This is a genomic window from Nocardioides marinus, assembly GCF_013408145.1.
Lineage (GTDB): Bacteria > Actinomycetota > Actinomycetes > Propionibacteriales > Nocardioidaceae > Nocardioides > Nocardioides marinus.
On record NZ_JACBZI010000001.1, the window covers coordinates 4,050,758 to 4,068,320 of the forward strand.

Below are 17,563 nucleotides of genomic sequence, written 5' to 3' on the forward strand. Positions count from 1 at the left end.
TCCCGGGTGCCGTTCCTGCTGCGTGTCGAGCTCCCCGACGTCCCCGGATCCCTGGGACGCCTGGCGGGAGCCATCGGTGAGGCCGGTGGCGACATCGAGGCGATCGAGATCGTCGAGAAGCGCCACGACGGCACCGCCGTCGACGACGTGCTGCTCGAGCTGCCGCCCACGGCCATGCCCGACACCATCGTCTCGGCCTGCAACCAGCTGCCCGGCGTGCACGTGGTGTGGATCAGCCGGTACGGCGCGGGCGGCAACCTCTTCCTCGACCTCGAGGCCGTCGAGGACCTCACCGCCAACCCGACGGAGGCGCTGGACCGGCTCGTCGACCTGCTGCCGGTGACCTTCCGGGCCGACTGGGCCGCGCGGGTGCACCGCGCCGACGGGCTGCGCTACGCCACCGAGGCCGCGCCGACCGACCTGCCGTTCGTCGAGCTGGTCCGCACCGAGCGGGTCGAGGTCGAGGGCGACGACGTCAACGTCATGGTCGCCGCCCGGCTCGGGGGCAACGAGATCGTCGTCGTCGGTCGCCGCGGTGGTCCGGAGTTCCTCGACTCCGAGCTCGCGCGCGTCGGCCACCTCGCCGGCCTGGCGATGTCGATCCAGCGCGACTGAGCGGCCGGGCACGAGGCACGAGTGCTCGGCGACGCGAAGGAAGCTCGAGCAAGGCGCACGTCCGAGGGACGAGGACGTCGTCGCCGGGTCGAGACCCGGTGACGTACGCGCCTACCCCAGGTCAGACCCGCTCGAGGATGAACACCGGGATCTCGCGGTCGGTGTTGGCCTGGTACTCCGCGTACGGCGCGTAGACCGCGACCGCGCGCTCCCACCACTGCGCGCGCTCCTCGCCCTCGGCGACCCGGGCGCGGTAGGTGTGCTTCTCGGCGCCGTCCTGGAGCTCGACCTCGGGGTGGGCGAGGAAGTTGTGGTACCACTCCGGGTGCTCGGGGTGGCCGCCCTTGGAGGCGACGGCGGCGTAGACGCCGTCGTGCTCGACCCGCATGACCGGGTTCTTGCGCAGGGCGCCGGACTTCACGCCGACCGAGGTGATGACCACGATCGGCCACTCCGGGTGGTCGGGGAGGGTGTTCGCGCGCTGCCCGTCGGAGGCCTCGTACTCGGCCACCTGGTTGCGGACCCACTCGGAGGGGCTGGGGACGTACTCACCTGTCAGTGCCATGCCCACCACAACACCGGTGGACCGCCGACTCTTCCACCCCCGCTAGGTTGCCTGCCATGAGCGCGATCGACGGCGTGTCCGACATCTTCGACCCCGAGCAGTGGGACGAGGTCCCCGGCTTCGAGGGACTCACCGACCTGACCTACCACCGCGCGAAGGCGCACGGCACCGTCCGGGTGGCCTTCGACCGGCCCGACGTGCTCAACGCCTTCCGCCCGCACACCGTCGACGAGCTGCTGACGGTGCTGGAGCACGCGCGCACCTCCGCCGACGTCGGCTGCGTGCTCCTGACCGGCAACGGGCCGAGCGAGAAGAACGGCAAGCACTCCTTCTGCACCGGCGGCGACCAGCGCATCCGCGGCAAGGCCGGCTACCAGTACGAGACCGACGGTCACGATGACGCCGGCGCCCCGCCGAACCCGATCGACAAGGCCCGGCTGGCGCGGCTGCACATCCTCGAGGTGCAGCGGCTGATCCGGTTCATGCCCAAGGTCGTCATCTGCGTGGTCCCGGGCTGGGCCGCCGGTGGTGGGCACTCGCTGCACGTCGTCTCCGACCTGACGCTGGCCAGCCTCGAGCACGCCCGCTTCAAGCAGACCGACGCCGACGTCGGCTCCTTCGACGGAGGCTTCGGGTCGGCGTACCTCGCGCGCCAGGTCGGCCAGAAGATCGCCCGCGAGATCTTCTTCCTCGCCCAGGAGTACTCCGCCGAGGACGGGGTGCGGATGGGCACCGTCAACCGGGCCGTCCCGCACGCCGAGCTCGAGCAGGTCGCCCTGGAGTGGGGCCGGCTCATCAACGGCAAGAGCCCCACCGCCCAGCGGATGCTGAAGTACTCCTTCAACGCCATCGACGACGGCTTGGTCGGCCAGCAGCTCTTCGCCGGCGAGACCACGCGCCTGGCATACATGACCGACGAGGCCCAGGAGGGCCGCGACCAGTTCCTCGAGAAGCGGGACCCCGACTGGAGCCCGTACCCCTGGTACTACTGAGCCGTCCGGCGAGCCCGGACCAGACCACACCCCGCCGTACGCCGGCGAGGAGGAGACTCGCCGCATGCGCTCCTCGTTGGTCGTCCTCGCCGTGTCCGCCGCCCTCGCCTCGCCTGCCCTGACCGGGTGCTCCTTCGAGGCCTCGGTGGGTGGTGCGCCCGCGATCGACCGGGAGGCGCTGGAGCAGAAGATCAGCGACCAGCTGGCCGAGCAGGTGGGGCGTGCACCGGAGGAGATCGTCTGCCCGGGCGACCTCGACGCCGAGGTCGACACCACCATGGAGTGCACGCTCAACGACAGCGGCGAGTCCTACGCCGTCGCCATCACCGTCACCTCCGTGGACGAGGACACCGAGCAGGTCCTCTTCGACATCGAGGTGGCCGAGACCGCCAGCTGAGCCGCAGGATGCGCCGGCTCGGTGCGGAAGGATGCGCCGGTTCGGCGGGTCTAGGGTGTCGGGCGTGAAGGTCGTCGTGCTCACCGGGGCCGGCATCTCCGCGGAGAGCGGGGTGCCGACCTTCCGTGACGCCGACGGCCTGTGGGAGGGCCACCGCGTCGAGGAGGTCGCGACGCCGGAGGCCTACGACCACGCCCCGATGACGGTGCACCGCTTCTACGACGCACGCCGCTCCGCCCTGCTGGGCGTGCAGCCCAACGCCGCCCACCACGCGCTGGCGCGGCTGGAGGAGGTCCTGGGCGACGACCTGCTGGTCATCACCCAGAACATCGACGACCTGCACGAGCGGGCCGGGTCGCGCCGCGTGCTGCACATGCACGGCGAGCTGCTCTCGGCGCTCTGCCGTGCGTGCGACGGTCGGGTCCGCTGGGAGTCCGACCTGGTCGACCTGCCACCGTGCCCGGGCTGCGGCGTCACCGAGCTGCGGCCCGACGTCGTGTGGTTCGGCGAGGTCCCCTACGGCATGGACCGGATCTCGATCGAGCTCGCCCGTGCCGACCTGTTCGTCTCGATCGGCACGTCCGGCGCGGTCTACCCCGCCGCCGGCTTCGTCCAGCACGCCCTGCGGTACGGCGCCAGGACCCTCGAGCTCAACCTCGAGCCCTCCGAGGGCACGGCGTGGTTCCACGAGGCGCGCCACGGCCGGGCCGGCGAGCTCGTGCCGCACTGGGTCGAGGAGCTGCTGGAGACCGCTCACTCCGCGAGCTGATCGAACCGGCGTATCAATACGCCGGTTCGGCATGGCGGACGGGTCGAGCCGGCGTATCAATACGCCGGCTCGGCGGGAGGTCAGTCGCGCAGGTGGGAGCGGATCAGCGCCTCGAGGCGGTCCAGGTCGTGCTCCAGGCCCATCCGCGGGGCGAAGCGCAGGATCGTGTCGACGAACAGGTCGCCGCTCTCGACCAGCCGCGGGTCCATGTGGCCGAACACCTCGAGCGTGACGATGCCGTAGAGCTGGGTCCAGCCCTGCATGTAGACCCACAGCAACCCGCGGTCGGCCTCGGCGACGCCCTCGCTCTCGGCGGGGATGAGCGGGTCGAGCACCGCCTCACGGGCGGCCGGCGGCAGGTCGTCGACGGCGGGGATCGGGAAGCCGTTGGACTCCCAGATCGCCTTCATCTGGTCGGTGAACAAGTGTCCTGAGCTGCTGAGCGTGAGCATCTCCCGGCGCGCGCAGGAGGTGTCGGCGATGGGGTTGGCGAAGACCAGCCCGAACTCGCGCGGCGACTCGTGCGCCCACTGCCGGAACGCGGTCGCGCTCAGGCACAGCCGGCCGGCCACGTCGTCCTCGGGCAGGGTGTCGGCCGCCGCGCGGAACCGCTCGGTGGCCGACCGGTCGACCTCGTAGGCGACCAGGTCGACGAGCTCCTGGTAGCTGGCGACGTACCGGTACAGCGCGGGCGCGGTCATCCCCATCCGCTGGGCCACGGCACGCAGCGAGAGGTCCTCGCCGTCGCGGAGCAGGGCGATCGAGGTGGCCACGATCTCGGAGTACGTCGCCTCGCGCTGGCGCTCGCGGCGGGTCGTCGGCTCCACGGTCACGCGGCGGCTCCTGCGGCAGGTCGGGGTGGTGCGGACAGCATCAGTGATGCATTGACACCCACGTTAACACCATTTACGGTTTACGCCGTTCACTTCTGTGGATGCCCTGTCACCCATCCTGTCACGCCGAGCGCGAGGAACCGTCATGATCGATCGTTGGGGAGCACTCGTGGGCCGCCGAGCCCTCGCCGTCCTGCTCATCGGGGTGCTGCTCACCCTCGGGGCCGGTGCCTTCGGCGCCGGTGTCTTCGACTCCCTGTCCCAGGGCGGGTTCGACGACGCCTCCTCGGAGTCCGCACGCGAGCTCGACGCCGAGCGCGAGGCGTTCGGCAACAAGGGCATCGACGTCGTCGCGATCTACGCGGACGAGGACGGCGACCTCTCCGCCGACGACCCGGCCTTCCGGGCGGCGGTCGAGGAGGTCGTGGCCGACATCCCCGCGGACGCGGTCGCCTCCGTCGTGCCCTACTACGAGGCCCCGCCCGAGGCCGGGCTGGTGAGTGACGACGGCAGCCACGCGCAGGTGCTGATCTCCCTGGCCGGGGACACCCAGGACGACTTCCTGGTCAGCTACGACCGCGTCGCGGCCGTCCTCGACGCACCGGAGGCCAGCGGCCTGGAGACCTCGATCGCCGGGGCGTACGCGGTCTACAACGACGTCAACGAGATCACGTCGGAGGACCTCAAGCGCGCCGAGCTCATCTCGCTGCCGATCGTCGTCCTGCTCGCGCTGCTGATCTTCGGCTCCGCGGTCGCCGCCCTGATGCCGGCCATGGTCGGCGTCATCGCGATGCTCGGCGCGCTGGCGGTGGTCCGGGTGATCGCGGAGTTCACCGAGGTCTCGATCTTCTCGGTCAACGTGATCTCGCTGCTGGGCATCGGCCTGGCCATCGACTACGCGCTCTTCGTCATCAGCCGCTTCCGCGAGGAGCTGGCGCTGCAGCCGCTCGACGAGCCCGACGCCGCCTCGATCGCGATCCGCCGGACCATGTCCACCGCGGGCCGCACCGTGCTCTTCTCCGGCCTGACCGTCGCGGCCGCGATGGCCAGCCTGCTGATCTTCCCGCAGGCCTTCCTCCGCTCGATGGGGTACGGCGGCATCGCCGCCGTGGTCGTGGCGATGCTGGCCGCGCTGACGATCCTGCCGGCCGTCCTGCGCCTGCTCGGACGCCGCGTCGACGCGGGCCGGCTGCCCTGGCGCCGGCACCGCTCGCTGGCCCCGGCCGACGGCGGTCGCTGGGCCGCCCTGGCCCACGCGGTGATGCGTCGTCCGGTGCTGGTCATGGTCGTCACGATCGCCGCGCTGCTCGCGATCGCCAGCCCGTTCCTCGGCGCGAAGTGGGGCAGCGTGGACTACCGCGTGCTCCCCGAGGACGCCCCGGCCCACCAGGCGGCCGTGGTCCTCAACGAGGAGTTCGGCGGTGGCGAGGTCTCGACCGCGCAGCTGCTGCTGCAGGGCACCGAGCCGGCCGACGTGACGGCGTACACCGAGAGCGTCCGGGAGGTGCCCGGCGTGCTGGACGTGGTGCCGGTCGCCGAGGCCGACGGCACGACGCTGCTGCGCGCCAGCTGGGACGGCAACAGCCAGACCGAGGCCTCGCAGGAGCTCGTCCGCGACCTCCGCGAGGTGCAGCCCGCCTCCGGGGAGGTGCTCGTGGGTGGCCTCACCGCCGAGACCGTCGACCTCGTCGCCTCCGTCGCGAGCCACCTCCCGTGGATGGGGCTGATCGTCGTCGGCGTGATGCTGGTGCTGCTCTTCGTCGCGTTCGGGTCGGTGGTGCTGCCGGTCAAGGCGGTCGTGATGAACCTGTTCTCCATCACCGCCTCCTTCGGCGTCGTGACCTGGATCTTCAGCGACGGCAACCTCGCCGACACCCTCGGCTTCGCGCCGCAGGGCTTCCTGGACGCGACCAACCCGATCCTGATGCTGGCGATCCTCTTCGGCCTGTCGATGGACTACGAGGTCTTCCTGCTCAGCCGGGTCCGCGAGGAGTGGGACCGCAGCCACGACAACGACCGCGCGGTCGCCGCGGGCGTGCAGAAGACCGGCCGGATCATCACGTCCGCGGCGCTGCTGCTCGGCGTGGTGATCGGGGCCTTCGGCACCAGCGGCATCGTGTTCATGAAGATGCTCGGGGTCGGGATGCTGGTCGCCCTGCTCATCGACGCCACCGTCGTCCGCGCGCTGCTGGTGCCGGCCACGATGAAGCTGCTGGGCCGCTGGAACTGGTACGCCCCCGGACCGCTCGCCCGCTGGTGGGACCGGCACGGCTTCCGCGAGGAGGGCGACCCCGAGCCGGCCCGGGAGGGCCGGGCCGACGCGCCGGTACCTGTCTGAACCACCTCGCAATGAGCACGCCCGCCGGCCGCCGTCGTCCTAGCCTGAGGGTCATGACGACGGCGGCTGACGGGCTGACCATGAACCGGCTGATCCACGGGGCGGTGCGCCGCGACGTCAGGCGCCTGGCCGAGGCGCTCGAGGCCGACCCCGACCAGGACCGTGCCGTCGACCTGCTGCGTGCCTACCGGTTCCTGCGCGCCGAGCTCACCCGGCACCACGAGGGCGAGGACGACCACATCTGGCCGATGATGGCGCGCCTGGGCGCCGACTAGGAGCTGCTGGAGCAGATGGAGTCCGAGCACGAGGCGATGGCCGACGCTCTCGGGGGTGTCGAGGCCGCGCTCGTCGCGCTCGCCTCCGACCCCTCTCGCAGCAGCCTCGACGCGGCCCGGGAGGAGGTGGCCACGATGTCCGGCATCGTTGACGCCCACCTGCGCCACGAGGAGGACGAGCTCGAGCCGGTGCTGGTGCCGATGACCGACACCGAGGAGTGGGCCGCGGTGGAGAAGAAGCTGCGCGGCGGCTCGGTCGTCGAGGCCGGCCGGTTTTTCGCCTGGCTCACCGACGACATGCCCGCCGAGGAGCGGGCGTTCCTCGGCACGCTGGTCCCGCCGCCGGTGACCGCGCTGCTCGCCCGGCTGCTCGGGCGCCGCTACACCCGCGAGATCGCGCCGGTCTGGTCCTGACCCGACGGGTGCCGCCGCCCGCGCGGCAGCAGCGCCGCCAGCAGCAGCACCACGAGTGCCGCGCCGGCCGCGATCGCGACGTCGCGCCACAGGCCGGCCACCAGGGCGTCCCAGACCGCCAGGCCCAGCTCACGTTGCTCGCCGGGGTCGGCCGTCGCCTCCAGCACGCTGCGCGCGCCGAGCAGCCCCAGGGCCAGCAACCCCAGGGCCGGCAGCGCCAGGGCCGCGGCCAGCAGCGTCGTACGACGGCGCAGGGGCGAGACCAGCAGCGCCACCGCGAGCGCGGCGACCGCGGCCACCGGCACCCACAGGCCCACCTGGTCGATGCGCTGCACGGTCGAGCGGGCCCGGTCGAGGTCGGAGGAGTCGGCGACCTCGAACTCGACCGCGCCCACCTGCACGCCGCGGCCCACCGGCAGTCCCCGCTCGGCGAGCAGGTCGAGGGTCGCGCGCACGACGCCGGCCAGGTCGATGCGCACGGCGACCGGCTCGCCGGCCTCGGCGTCCAGGGCGGCCATCACGGTCTCGTGGGCGGTCCGGTTGGCCGCGCGCCACAGCTCGGGCCACTCCGGCGACGCGAGCACCGCCCGCACCGCGGCACCGACCGCCTCGTCGACGTAGGCGGCGACCCCGCTGGGGAGGTCACCGCCGGCGTCGCGCAGGTAGGGGCGCAGCACCCGGCCCCCCAGGTCGTCGCGCAGCTCCTCGGCGCGCCGGCGCGGGTCCAGGGCCGAGACGACGGCCGCCTGGGCGCGGATGCGCACCGAGTCCTGCACGGCCGGCTCGTCGGCGAGCGGCGCGACGGTGTCGACGTAGGTGTCGGTGTCGGTCACGGTGCGCTCCAGCCAGGTGCCGGTGAGCGCGACCGGCAGCAGCGCCACCGCGGCGAGGACGAGGAGGACCGAGAGGAGTCGCCGCAGCACGTTCACGGGCGCATCGTGCCAGCCGGTGCGGCGCGACCCGTCAGCCCACCACCGCGCCGGCGTGCGGCGGCAGTGTCAGCGTGCCGTCGGCGAGCGTGGGCCCGGACCGGGTGCCGACGAGCAGCGCGCCCTCCAGCCCCGGGACCGTCACGGGCCGCTCGCCGAGGTTGAGGGCCACCAGGGTCCCCCGGCGCCACATCAGCACGAGTCGCTGCCCCTCGTCGATCTCGCAGCGGGTGGCGGCGAAGGAAGGGTCGGTCAGCTCGGGCCGGGTACGACGCAGCGCACCCAGCGCCCGGTAGAGCCCGAGCACCCGGGCGTGCCGACCCCCCTCACGGCCCGGGTCGGTCTCGGACCAGTCCAGCCGGGACATCGCGAAGGTCTGCGGGTCCTGCGGGTCGGGGACGACCGCGGGGTCCCACCCCATCCGCTCGAACTCCGCGAGCCGGCCCTCCGCGGTGGCGCGACCGAGCTCGGGCTCGGGGTGGGAGGTGAAGAACGCGAACGGCGTCGACGCCGCCCACTCCTCACCCTGGAAGAGCATCGGGGTGAACGGGCCGAGCAGCACCAGCATCGCCGCGCAGCCGAGCTGGTCCTCGTCGAGGACCTCGGTGACCCGGTCGCCCCGCGCCCGGTTGCCGACCTGGTCGTGGTTTTGGCTGCACACCACGAACCGCCACGTGGCGGTGTGCTCGGTGTCGACCGGCACGCCGTGGTCGCGGTCGCGGAAGGAGGAGAACGTGCCGTCGTGGAAGAAGCCGCGGGTCAGCACCTTCTGCAGCGCCGTCAGCGGCTCGAAGTCGGCGTAGTAGCCGTCGGTCTCGCCGGTCAGCGCGACGTGCACGGCGTGGTGGAAGTCGTCGCTCCACTGCGCGTCGAGCCCGTGGCCGCCGGCCTCGCGCGGCCGGATCATCACCGGGTCGTTGAGGTCGGACTCCGCGATCAGCGAGAGCGGTCGCCGCTGGTGCGCGGAGAGCGCGGCGACCTCGACGGCCAGCTCCTCGAGCAGGTGGGTCGGCGAGGAGTCCTGCAGCGCGTGCACGGCGTCGAGGCGCAGCCCGTCGACGTGGTGGTCCCGCAGGAACACCAGGGCGCTGTCGAGGATGAAGCGGCGCACGTGCGCCGACCCCTCGCCGTCGAGGTTGACCAGGTCGCCCCAGGTGTTGCGGCCCTGGGTGAGGTAGGGCCCGAAGAGCGGCAGGTAGTTGCCCGAGGGGCCGAGGTGGTTGTGGACGACGTCCTGCACCACGCCGAGGCCGCGGGCGTGGCAGGCGTCGACGAAGCGCTGGTAGGCAGCCGGCCCGCCGTAGCTCTCGCTCACGGCGAACCAGCCCACGCCGTCGTACCCCCAGTTGTGGGTGCCGTTGAAGGCGTTGACCGGCATCACCTCGACCAGGTCCACGCCGAGGTCGACGAGGTGGTCGAGCCGCTCGATCGCGCTGTCGAGCGTGCCGCCGGGGGTGAAGGTGCCGACGTGCAGCTCGTAGACCACCGAGCCGGCCAGCTGCCGCCCGGTCCAGCCCTGGTCGGTCCACGCGAACGTCGAGGGGTCGTAGGTGCGCGAGAGGCCGTGCACCCCGTCGGGCTGGCGCCGCGAGCGCGGGTCCGGGCGCGGGGTCGGGTCGTCGTCGAGGAGGAAGCCGTAGTCGACCTCGACCTCGTCGGCGACCGGGCGGGGGACCTCCGCGCGCCACCACCCCTCGTCGTCGCGCTCCATGTCGTGCACCCGGCCGTCGGCCAGGAGCCGCACCCGGTCCGGGCGCGGTGCCCACACCTCGAACATCAGTCCTCCCTCACCAGCAGGGCCACCGGGTACGCCGACAGCAGCGTCTCCAGGGCCCCGTCGGTCAGCCGGTCGGTCAGCAGGTCGCGCCACCGGCCGTCGGGCAGGGCCAGCCGGGTGTCGCCCCAGCCGCCGCGCTCCAGCAGCCCCAGCGGCAGCCGGGTCGCCACCGTGACGGCACCGCCCCGGTCGAAGGCCAGCACGTGGTCGGCCGCCTCGCCGACGGCCCCGACACCGGCGTACGACGTGAACAGGTCGGGCCGGTCCCGGCGCAGCCGCAGCGCGGTCGTGACCACGTGCAGCTTGGCGGCACCGGGGTCCTCGAGCCCGCCGACGAGCGCGCCGGGTCCGGCCGCGAGCATCGAGCGGCGCAGGTCGTGGTCGACCGGGCGGCGGTTGTCGGGGTCGACCAGCGACTGCTCCCACAGCTCCGAGCCCTGGTAGACGTCCGGGACGCCGGGCATGGTGAGCGCGACCAGCTTGGCGGTCAGCGCGTTCGACCAGCCGGGGTCGACGGTCCACCCGAGCACCTCGGCGACGACCTCGCGGACGTCCTCGCGGTCCAGCGCGGCGTCGACGGCGGCGTGCACCGCGTCCTCGTACGCCGCGTCCGGCTCGGTCCAGGTGGTGCGGTCGCCCGCCTCGCGCATCGCCTTCTCGGCGTACCCGTGCAGCCGACTGCGCCAGTCGCCGCCCGGCCGCTCGCCCTCGTCGGCCGGCCAGGCGCCGATCGCGGCCTGCCACAGCAGCGACGCGAACCCCGGGTCGGGCAGCGGCACCAGGTCGAGCAGCCGCTCCAGCGCGTCGGCCCAGCGGTGCGGGGCCTCGGCGAGCACGTGGATGCGGGCCCGCACGTCCTCGCCGCGCTTGGTGTCGTGGGTGGAGAGCGTCGTCATCGCGTGCGGCCACTCGCGGTGGCGCTCGGCCATGGCGTCGTGGAAGCCGTCCACCGGCAGCGCGAACACCGACGGGTCGCCACCCACCTCGTTGAGCGAGGTCAGTCGGGAGTGCCGGTAGAACGCGCAGTCCTCGACGCCCTTGGCCATCACCATTCCCGAGGTCTGCTGGAAGCGCCGGGCGCCGTCGCAGGTGCCGTCGCGCAGCCACGGCTCCAGCAGGTCGTACGTCGCCGCCAGGTCGGGCCGCCGCGCGCGTGCGTCCTCGAGCGCCTGCGTGAGGTGCTCCTCGCCGTCGCGGTCGGTGGAGGTGAGGTAGGAGCGGTAGACCGGGAAGCAGGCCAGCAGCTCGGCCACGGCGTCCTCGCCGCGGGCGGTGGACAGCCGCGGCACGTCGCGGCGCAGGTCGCGCACGATGCGCGCGGTCTCGCTGCCGAGGATGCCGTCGGCCACCTCGCGCTTGAGGTCGTGGACCATCGCGTGGAAGTCGACGCGTCCGGCCAGCTCCTCCAGCGGCCCCTCCCCGGCCGGGTCGACCAGCACGCGGTCGACGAGCGCGAGGGCGTCGTACCCGGTGGTGCCCTCGCAGGCCCACGAGGTCGGCAGCCGCTCACCGGGCTCGAGGATCTTCTCGACCAGGACGTAGGCGCCGTCGGTGAGCCGGGCGAGGTCGTCGAGGTAGCCGCGCGGGTCGCGCAGGCCGTCGGGGTGGTCCACGCGCAGCCCGTCCACCAGGCCCTCGCGGAGCCAACGGCCGATCTCCACGTGGGTCCCGGCGAAGACCTCCGGCTCCTCGACCCTCACGGCGGCGAGGGTGTTGACCGCGAAGAAGCGCCGGTAGTTGAGGTCGTCGTCCGCGCGGTGCCAGTCGACCAGCTCGTAGTGCTGGCGGGCGTGCACCTGCTGCGGGTCGTCGTCGGGCCCGCTGGCGGTGCCGGGCGCGACGGGGAAGGCCTGGTCCCAGTAGTGCAGCTCCAGCCCGCCCTCGCCCTCGACGAGGCTCAGGTGGTCCACGCCGCCGTCGGGCCGCAGGTCGTCGTCGCCGACCACGGGGATGCGCAGCCGCTGGCCGGCGGTGTCCCAGTCGACGTCGAAGGCGTCCGCGTGCTCGGCGCCACGGCCGTGCCGGAGGACGTCCCACCACCACGGGTCGGCGGCCGGCGTCGCGACCCCGACGTGGTTGGGCACGATGTCGACCAGCACGCCCATGCCCAGCGCACGGGCCGCCGCTGACACCGCGGCCAGCCCCTCCTCGCCGCCGCGCTCGGGGTCGAGGTGGTCGTGGGCCACCACGTCGTAGCCGTGGGTCGACCCGGGCTCGGCGGCCAGGATCGGTGAGAGGTAGACCCAGTCGGCACCCAGGTCGTGCAGGTGCGGGAGCAGGTCGGCGACGACGTGCAGGTCCTGCTCGGCGCTGACCTGGAGGCGGTACGTCGACACCGGCACGCGTGCCGGTGTCGACCGGTCGCGCGGGCTCACGACGCGCCCCGGCCGGCCTGCTCGCGCAGGGAGGCGTCGACCGACCAGTCGACCTCGGCCTCGGGCTCGGCCCACTCCTGGAGCACCAGCACCGACCGGGCCGGGAGCGTCAGCTCTGCGTCGGCGTGCAGCGGGGCCTCGGGGTCGAGCTCGCCCGCGGTGTCGATGACGGCAGCCCAGCGACCGGCGTACTCCTGGGGCGGCAGGACGAGCGGCACGTCCTCGGCGCCGGCGTTGAAGAACAGGCAGAAGTGGTCGTCGACGATCTGACCGCCGCGCTCGTCCATGCCCTGGATGCCGTGGCCGTTGAGGTACATGCCCAGGGCCCGGCCCTCGCCGTCCCAGTCGTCGTCCTCCATGGGCCGACCGTCGGGGTGCAGCCAGACGATGTCGTTGAGACGCTCCTCGCCCTCGGGGCCGGTGCGCACGGTCGACCCGTCGAAGAAGCGCTTGCGCCGGAACGTCGGGTGCTCGGCGCGCAGCCGCGCCACCGCCGCGGTGAACTCGACCAGGGGGCGGTCGAGGTCGTCCCAGTGCATCCAAGAGATCTCGTTGTCCTGGCAGTAGGTGTTGTTGTTGCCGCCCTGGGTGCGCCCGCCCTCGTCGCCGTGCAGCAGCATCGGGACACCCTGGCTGAGCAGCAGGGTGGCGATCAGGTTGCGCTGGGTGCGCGCGCGCATCCGCAGCACCTCGGCGTCGTCGGTCGGGCCCTCGGCGCCGTGGTTCCACGAGCGGTTGTGGCTCTCGCCGTCGTTGCCGTCCTCGCCGTTGGCCTCGTTGTGCTTCTCGTCGTAGGAGACCAGGTCGCGCAGCGTGAAGCCGTCGTGGGCGGTGACGAAGTTGATGCTGGCGAAGGGCAGCCGGCCGGACTGCTCGTAGAGGTCCGAGGACCCGGCCAGCCGCGAGGCCAGCTCGCCCAGCGTCGGCTCCCCGCGCCAGAAGTCGCGCACGGTGTCGCGGTACTTGCCGTTCCACTCGGTCCACTGCGGCGGGAAGCCGCCGACCTGGTAGCCGCCGGGGCCGACGTCCCACGGCTCGGCGATCAGCTTCACCTGCGAGACGACCGGGTCCTGCTGGACCAGCTCGAAGAAGGTGGCGAGCCGGTCGACGTCGTAGAACTCGCGGGCCAGCGCCGAGGCGAGGTCGAAGCGGAAGCCGTCGACGTGCATCTCGGTGACCCAGTAGCGCAGCGAGTCCATGATCAGCTGCAGCGAGTGCGGGTGCCGGACGTTGAGGGTGTTCCCGGTGCCGGTGTAGTCCATGTAGTAGCGCTCGTCGTCCTCGACGAGGCGGTAGTACGCCGCGTTGTCGATGCCCTTGAACGACAGGGTCGGCCCGAGGTGGTTGCCCTCCGCGGTGTGGTTGTAGACCACGTCGAGGATGACCTCGATGCCGGCCAGGTGCATGGCCTTGACCATCGACTTGAACTCCTGGACCTGCAGCCCCCGGGCCGACGGGTCGTCGAGCTCGCGCGCGCTGGCGCTGTACTCGGCGTGCGGGGCGAAGAAACCCAGGGTGTTGTAGCCCCAGTAGTTGCGCAGGCCCTTGTCCAGCAGGGTGTTGTCCTGGACGAACTGGTGGACCGGCATCAGCTCGATCGCGGTGACGCCGAGCTTGCGCAGGTGCTCCACGACGGCCGGGTGCGCCAGGCCGGCGTACGTGCCGCGCAGCTCCTCGGGGACGTCGGGGTGCAGCATCGTCAGGCCCTTGACGTGCGCCTCGTAGACGACCGTGTCGGTGTAGGGCGTGCGGGGTGCGCGGTCGCCCTCCCAGTCGAAGAACGGATTCACGACCACGCCCAGCGTCATGTGCGGCGCGGAGTCGTCGTCGTTGCGCGAGTCCTCCTCGCCGAAGGTGTAGGCGAACAGCGAGGGATCCCAGTCGATCTCGCGCCAGGTCGCCTTGGCGTACGGGTCCAGCAGCAGCTTCGAGGGGTTGCAGCGCTGCCCGTGCTCGGGCGCCCACGGGCCGTGCACGCGGTATCCGTAGCGCTGGCCGGGCTGGACCGAGGGCAGGTAGCAGTGCCAGACGTGGGCGTCGACCTCCGTCAGCTCCACCCGGGTCTCGACGAGACCACCGCCCTCGGGGTCGTCGTCGAACAGGCACAGCTCGACGCGATCGGCGACCTCGCTGAACAGCGCGACGTTGGTGCCGCTGCCGTCGAACGTGGCACCCAGCGGGTAGGCGGTCCCGGGCCAGACCTCCATCGGTCTCCCTCCAAAGCGACGAATGGTTCTTGGAACGTTCTAACAACCCTCTGGGCGGCTGCGCCTCACCCCTCGTGGCGGGGACCACCCCCGCGGCCCCTGCCGCAGCCGGTTACCACTCGGTAGCATCACCGTCATGAAGCGCGAGATCTACGACGAGGACCACGAGGCGTTCCGCTCCAGCGTGCGGGAGTTCCTGGAGCGCTCGGTCATCCCGAACGTCGAGCAGCACGCCGTCGACAAGGCCATCCCCCGCGAGTTCTGGCTCGAGGCCGGCAAGCAGGGGTTCCTGGGCCTGGAGATCCCCGAGGAGTACGGCGGCGCCGGTGCCGAGGACTACCGCTTCAACGCGGTGATGGCCGAGGAGCTCTCCAAGGTCAACGCCGCCCTCGGCTCGTGCTGGGGCATCCACGCCGACATCACCGCGCCGTACATCGTCGCGATGGGCACCGAGGAGCAGAAGCAGCGCTGGCTGCCCGGCGTGGCCTCCGGCGAGATCCTCCTCGCGATCGGCATGACCGAGCCCTCCGGTGGCTCCGACCTCGCCGCGCTGAAGACCAGCGCGGTCAAGGACGGCGACGACTGGGTCATCAACGGCTCGAAGACCTTCATCACCAACGGCTACTCCGCCGACCTGGTGATCACCGCGGTCCGCACCGACCCCGAGAAGGGCGCGCGCGGCATCTCGCTCTTCGCGATCCCCGCCGACGCCCCGGGCTTCTCCCGCGGTCGCAAGCTCGACAAGGTCGGCCAGGACGAGTCCGACACCGCCGAGCTCTTCTTCGAGGACGTCCGCCTCTCCGAGGACCACGTCCTCGGCGAGCTCGGCGGCGGCTTCATCGCGATGATGCAGAAGCTGCCCCAGGAGCGCCTGGGCTGCGCGATCTCCAACGTCGCGCACGCCAAGCAGATCCTGGCCGAGACGATCCAGTACACCAAGGACCGCAAGGCCTTCGGTGCCCCGATCGGCACGTTTCAGCACAACAAGTTCCTGCTGGCCGAGCTGGTCACCTCCATCGAGGTCACCGAGTCCTACATCGACACCTGCGTCATCGCCCACGACAAGGGCGAGCTGACCCCCGTCGACGCCGCCAAGGCCAAGTGGTGGTCCTCGCAGGTCCAGAACGACGTGCTCGACCACTGCGTCCAGCTGCACGGCGGCTACGGCTTCATGAACGAGTACCGCGTGGCCCGCGCCTGGCGCGACGCCCGCGTCTCGAAGATCTGGGCCGGGTCCAACGAGATCATGAAGGAGCTCATCGGCCGCGATCTGGGCCTGTAGCACGCATCTCGGCCGCACGCTGGTCGAGCGGGCGTCGAGACCATCGTGCCGGTGATCTCGACGCCCGCTCGCTGCTCGATCACCTGTCAGCGCAGCCTCACCTTCGTTGTGCGGGGTCGGTCGGCACCGGAGAATCACCGCGTGACCTCCGAGCTGACCGACCCTGCCGACGTCGAGATCGGCCTGCACGACGACGAGCCGCACGGCGAGGGGCTGCGCTCGCGGCTGAACTGGCTGCGCGCCGGCGTCCTCGGCGCCAACGACGGCATCGTGTCCACGGCCGGTGTCGTGGTCGGCGTCGCGGGAGCCACCACCGACCGCACCACGATCATGGTGGCCGGCGTCGCCGCCCTGGTGGCCGGTGCGCTGAGCATGGCCGCGGGGGAGTACGTCTCGGTGAGCACCCAGCGCGACAGCGAGCAGGCCCTGCTGGCCAAGGAGCGCCGCGAGCTCGAGGAGGAGCCGGAGGAGGAGCTGGCCGAGCTGGCCCAGATCTACGTCGACAAGGGCCTCTCGCCCGAGCTGGCCCAGCAGGTCGCCGTCGAGCTCACCGCCCACGACGCCCTCGGCGCGCACGCCGAGGCCGAGCTGGGCATCGACCCCGACGAGCTCACCAGTGCCTGGCAGGCGGCCTGGGCCTCGATGATCGCCTTCACCGTCGGGGCGCTGCTCCCGTTGCTCACGATCGTGCTCGTCGTGGCTGACGTGCGGGTCCCCGTGACGATGGGGGCGGTGGCCGTGGCGCTCGCGCTCACCGGCTGGCTCAGCGCCGGGCTGGGCTACGGCCCCCCGGGTCGCGCGGTCCTGCGCAACGTGGGTGGTGGCGTCTTCGCGATGGTCGTGACGTTCCTGGTCGGGTCCGCGCTCGGTACGACGATCGCCTGACGACCCGCCTGACGACCCGGCTGACGACCCGGCTGACGACCCGCCTGACGACCCGGCTGACGACCCGGTCGGCGCCCCCGCTGGCTACAGCGGCTCGACGCCGGCGGAGCGGGCCAGCTGGTGCAGGGACTCGCGCAGCTCCGGCTCCGGGGTGACGGCGCGCCGCAGCCCGGCCACCAGCTCGTCGGGCAGGTCGTCGAGCCCGCGCACCTCCTGGTGCAGCCCCTCCATGGTGGCGTCGAGCCGGGCGGCGGTCTCGGCCGCCTCGCGCAGCCCGTCGAGGAGCTCGGCCGGGACGTCGCGGCGGTACTTGTAGAAGATCTTGTGCTCCAGGCTGGCCCAGAAGTCCATGGCGACGGTGCGGAACTGGGTCTCGACCACCACCGGCACCGTGCCCTCCGACAGGAACACCGGCACCTCCAGCAGCGCGTGCAGGCTGCGGTAGCCGTTGGGCTTGGGCTCGCGGACGTAGTCGCGCACCTCGACGACCCGCAGGTCCGGCTGGCGCGAGAGCACGTCGAAGACGCGGTAGACGTCGGAGACGAACGAGCAGGTGACCCGCACACCGGCGATGTCGGTGACGCGCGCACGCACCTCGTCGTACGTCGGTGCGCTGCCCACGGCGACGCCCTTGCGCTCCATCTTGTCGGTCAGGCTCTCCAGCGACTTCACGCGCGAGGTGACGTGCTCGATCGGGTTGTGCTCGTGGAGGTGGGTGTACTCGTCCTGGAGGATCTGCAGCTTCGTCAGCACCTCCTCCATGCCGAACTTGTGCTCGAGCAGGAACCTGCGCAGGCCCTCGTCCGGGCCCGACCCGGGGTCGCCGAAGGAGCTCGGGAAGCGTTCGCTGCGCGGTGACACCCCGCCAGCCTACGGACCGGCACCGGCCCGAGCCCCTAGGTTGCTGGCA

16 protein-coding genes are annotated in these 17,563 nt (G+C 72.2%); 9 read left to right on the forward strand and 7 right to left on the reverse strand.

Annotation, left to right across the window (positions count from 1 at the left end):
* Window positions 1–15: 15 nt before the first annotated feature.
* Window positions 16–615 carry an ACT domain-containing protein gene (locus BKA05_RS19030; RefSeq protein WP_218843129.1) on the forward strand — a complete coding sequence of 200 codons (600 nt, stop codon included), beginning with the start codon at window positions 16–18 and terminating at the stop codon, window positions 613–615.
* 121 nt (window positions 616–736) lie between these two features.
* On the opposite strand, the gene BKA05_RS19035 is transcribed toward BKA05_RS19030, so the two are convergent.
* On the reverse strand, window positions 737–1,180 hold the full coding sequence (locus tag BKA05_RS19035; protein WP_179532828.1) for a nitroreductase family deazaflavin-dependent oxidoreductase: 444 nt from the start codon (window positions 1,178–1,180) through the stop codon (window positions 737–739).
* Window positions 1,181–1,236: 56 nt separating this feature from the next.
* Here BKA05_RS19035 and BKA05_RS19040 point away from each other — a divergent pair, with 56 nt between their 5' ends.
* The 3 genes from BKA05_RS19040 (at window position 1,237) to BKA05_RS19050 (ending at window position 3,338) form a co-directional block, all read left to right on the forward strand.
* Window positions 1,237–2,172 carry a 1,4-dihydroxy-2-naphthoyl-CoA synthase gene (locus BKA05_RS19040; RefSeq protein WP_179532829.1) on the forward strand — a complete coding sequence of 312 codons (936 nt, stop codon included), beginning with the start codon at window positions 1,237–1,239 and terminating at the stop codon, window positions 2,170–2,172.
* 64 nt (window positions 2,173–2,236) lie between these two features.
* Window positions 2,237–2,569, forward strand: coding sequence for a DUF4333 domain-containing protein (locus tag BKA05_RS19045; RefSeq protein ID WP_179532830.1), 333 nt, complete (start codon window positions 2,237–2,239; stop codon window positions 2,567–2,569).
* Between the two features lie 64 nt (window positions 2,570–2,633).
* Complete coding sequence (locus BKA05_RS19050; RefSeq protein ID WP_343045768.1) at window positions 2,634–3,338, forward strand: NAD-dependent deacylase; 705 nt, start codon at window positions 2,634–2,636, stop codon at window positions 3,336–3,338.
* Between the two features lie 80 nt (window positions 3,339–3,418).
* Here BKA05_RS19050 and BKA05_RS19055 read toward each other — a convergent pair whose 3' ends face one another.
* Window positions 3,419–4,171 (reverse strand): WHG domain-containing protein, encoded by a 753-nt coding sequence (locus BKA05_RS19055; protein ID WP_179532832.1) that lies wholly within the window; start codon window positions 4,169–4,171, stop codon window positions 3,419–3,421.
* A gap of 145 nt (window positions 4,172–4,316) precedes the next feature.
* Here BKA05_RS19055 and BKA05_RS19060 point away from each other — a divergent pair, with 145 nt between their 5' ends.
* From BKA05_RS19060 to BKA05_RS19070, 3 genes are read left to right on the forward strand one after another with little or no spacing between them, the layout of a single operon-like run.
* The gene (locus BKA05_RS19060) at window positions 4,317–6,509 is read left to right on the forward strand and encodes an MMPL family transporter (protein ID WP_179532833.1); all 2,193 of its coding nucleotides are present in this window, start codon (window positions 4,317–4,319) and stop codon (window positions 6,507–6,509) included.
* Window positions 6,510–6,562: 53 nt separating this feature from the next.
* Window positions 6,563–6,784, forward strand: coding sequence for a hemerythrin domain-containing protein (locus tag BKA05_RS19065; protein WP_179532834.1), 222 nt, complete (start codon window positions 6,563–6,565; stop codon window positions 6,782–6,784).
* 15 nt (window positions 6,785–6,799) lie between these two features.
* On the forward strand, window positions 6,800–7,198 hold the full coding sequence (locus tag BKA05_RS19070) for a hypothetical protein (protein WP_179532835.1): 399 nt from the start codon (window positions 6,800–6,802) through the stop codon (window positions 7,196–7,198).
* Here the strand turns inward: BKA05_RS19070 and BKA05_RS19075 are convergent.
* From BKA05_RS19075 to glgX, 4 genes are read right to left on the reverse strand one after another with little or no spacing between them, the layout of a single operon-like run.
* Window positions 7,165–8,127 (reverse strand): hypothetical protein, encoded by a 963-nt coding sequence (locus BKA05_RS19075; RefSeq protein WP_179532836.1) that lies wholly within the window; start codon window positions 8,125–8,127, stop codon window positions 7,165–7,167. The two genes, BKA05_RS19070 and BKA05_RS19075, sit on opposite strands and share 34 nt — an antisense overlap.
* A gap of 34 nt (window positions 8,128–8,161) precedes the next feature.
* Window positions 8,162–9,904 carry a malto-oligosyltrehalose trehalohydrolase gene (gene treZ, locus BKA05_RS19080; protein ID WP_179532837.1) on the reverse strand — a complete coding sequence of 581 codons (1,743 nt, stop codon included), beginning with the start codon at window positions 9,902–9,904 and terminating at the stop codon, window positions 8,162–8,164.
* Entirely contained in the window at window positions 9,904–12,279 is a 2,376-nt protein-coding gene (gene treY / locus BKA05_RS19085) for a malto-oligosyltrehalose synthase (RefSeq protein WP_179532838.1), read from the reverse strand. Before treY ends, treZ begins: the two co-directional genes overlap by 1 nt.
* Window positions 12,276–14,486, reverse strand: a complete 2,211-nt coding sequence (glgX, locus tag BKA05_RS19090) for a glycogen debranching protein GlgX (protein ID WP_179532839.1) — start codon at window positions 14,484–14,486, stop codon at window positions 12,276–12,278. Before glgX ends, treY begins: the two co-directional genes overlap by 4 nt.
* A 136-nt stretch (window positions 14,487–14,622) precedes the next feature.
* Between glgX and BKA05_RS19095 the strand changes: the two genes are divergently transcribed.
* Both BKA05_RS19095 and BKA05_RS19100 read left to right on the forward strand, forming a co-directional pair.
* Window positions 14,623–15,768, forward strand: a complete 1,146-nt coding sequence (locus BKA05_RS19095; protein ID WP_179532840.1) for an acyl-CoA dehydrogenase family protein — start codon at window positions 14,623–14,625, stop codon at window positions 15,766–15,768.
* Between the two features lie 141 nt (window positions 15,769–15,909).
* Entirely contained in the window at window positions 15,910–16,653 is a 744-nt protein-coding gene (locus BKA05_RS19100; RefSeq protein ID WP_179532841.1) for a VIT1/CCC1 transporter family protein, read from the forward strand.
* A gap of 84 nt (window positions 16,654–16,737) precedes the next feature.
* Here BKA05_RS19100 and BKA05_RS19105 read toward each other — a convergent pair whose 3' ends face one another.
* Entirely contained in the window at window positions 16,738–17,514 is a 777-nt protein-coding gene (locus BKA05_RS19105; RefSeq protein WP_343045769.1) for a GTP pyrophosphokinase, read from the reverse strand.
* Window positions 17,515–17,563: the final 49 nt, after the last annotated feature.

Bases quoted from the DNA above. Each gene is read 5' to 3' on its own strand.
- BKA05_RS19035 (WP_179532828.1), bottom strand. From the start codon at position 1,180: ATGGCACTGACAGGTGAGTACGTCCCCAGCCCCTCCGAGTGGGTCCGC.
- BKA05_RS19040 (WP_179532829.1), top strand. From the start codon at position 1,237: ATGAGCGCGATCGACGGCGTGTCCGACATCTTCGACCCCGAGCAGTGG.
- BKA05_RS19045 (WP_179532830.1), top strand. From the start codon at position 2,237: ATGCGCTCCTCGTTGGTCGTCCTCGCCGTGTCCGCCGCCCTCGCCTCG.
- BKA05_RS19060 (WP_179532833.1), top strand. From the start codon at position 4,317: ATGATCGATCGTTGGGGAGCACTCGTGGGCCGCCGAGCCCTCGCCGTC.
- BKA05_RS19065 (WP_179532834.1), top strand. From the start codon at position 6,563: ATGACGACGGCGGCTGACGGGCTGACCATGAACCGGCTGATCCACGGG.
- BKA05_RS19070 (WP_179532835.1), top strand. From the start codon at position 6,800: ATGGAGTCCGAGCACGAGGCGATGGCCGACGCTCTCGGGGGTGTCGAG.
- treZ (WP_179532837.1), bottom strand. From the start codon at position 9,904: ATGTTCGAGGTGTGGGCACCGCGCCCGGACCGGGTGCGGCTCCTGGCC.
- glgX (WP_179532839.1), bottom strand. From the start codon at position 14,486: ATGGAGGTCTGGCCCGGGACCGCCTACCCGCTGGGTGCCACGTTCGAC.
- BKA05_RS19095 (WP_179532840.1), top strand. From the start codon at position 14,623: ATGAAGCGCGAGATCTACGACGAGGACCACGAGGCGTTCCGCTCCAGC.